The following is a 1,437-nucleotide window of genomic DNA, read 5'->3' on the forward strand; positions in this document are numbered from 1 at the left end:
TTATAATGTTACGCACCTCTTATTTAACTCTTTTCTCTCCATGCCTCACCTCTTTATTTTAACCTATTTTACGTATAGGTAAAATGGTATAAAGTCTATTTGTTTATAAAGATTAACCGATCTTGCCCCCTTAAAGATGACAGCTAGCTGGTAACTTAAAAAAACCTGCTGATCTCAGTCAGCAGGTTCGATACATATGAAAGAAGCGCACATAATTAAGAAAGTTTACTCCGACCTCTATACCATAGCAGATTTTTTCTTCCCCCGCTGTGAGAAAACGCACAGCGCCAGATCCTTTGTGGTGGTACGATAAAGATGACCTTTCTGAGACAGGAAAAGTCATCCTTTGTATTATATAAGAATCATCATTCTGTTGAATCTCTGTTCTTTTATGTTCAGAGATTTTTTCTGTTGGATTTGTTAGATGAAGAGAAAAATCGAGGGAAAATCATCACATTAATGTCTGCTGATACCTTATCCACCCTAATTCTGACCGTTTCACTATTTCAGCATATCTGGTTTTAAAACCCTCCACTAAGCAATTTAGCTGTACAACGGGCGCCTCGTACTAAATGGATTTTACGATATAAAAAAGCAGCTGATGTAAAACATCACGCTGCTTTTCTTATCTCTACACCCCAACCTAAAAGTGGATTATTGYAGAGTGTTCATACAAATGTAGTGATTGGTGAACTTAGTGAATATTATTCTTTTTGAAATTACCGCCTTTAACTTCCGCTACGTCATATACCGTAACAAAAGCCGTCGGATCAATTTCGTTGATAATTTCTTTCATTTTGCTTTCTTCCAAGCGGTTGATTACGCATGTGATTTCCTTAAATTTTTCATGAGAATAACCGCCGTAAGCTTCTTTGTATGTAGCGCTTCGACCTAAACGATCACGTATTGTCTCTACCATTAACGCAGGCTGAGAAGTGATAATCTGGAAGGTTTTCGATCCGCTTAACCCTACTTCTACGATATGAATAACTTTGGATGCAATAAAGTATGCAATTGCAGAAAGAATCGCGCCTTGCAGACCAAATACTAATGAAACGAAAATAAATACAAATGCATTTAAGAATAAAATAAGATCACTTGTTCCAAACGGCAGTTTTCGAGAAAGCAGTACGGCCAGCATATCGATGCCATCTAAGGCCCCGCCGTTACGAAGTGCAATTCCCATTCCAAACCCAAGGATAATACCGCCAACAACGGTTACGAGTAGTGTATCTCCTTCAATAATTGCTGGAGTGTGATGCATGAGGCTAGTACCGACAGCTAATGAGACAATTCCGAGGATGGAAAATATGGCAAAGCTTTTCCCAATTTGTTGATATCCTAACCATACAAAAGGAATGTTGATAACGGCGATGAGAACCCCAAGTGGCAAGCCAAATAGGTTTGAAGCGACGATGCTAATCCCTGTTACCCCTC

Annotated in this window: 1 protein-coding gene; it reads right to left on the minus strand. The window is 38.9% G+C overall.

All coding sequences use genetic code 11. The features are described 5' to 3' along the window. Positions 1–694: 694 nt before the first annotated feature. Positions 695–1,437: YitT family protein (locus tag AC1DRF_RS27625; protein WP_477742259.1), on the minus strand; the 743-nt coding region annotated here is incomplete at its 5' end.

The organism is Priestia sp. P5_B4, assembly GCF_056400385.1.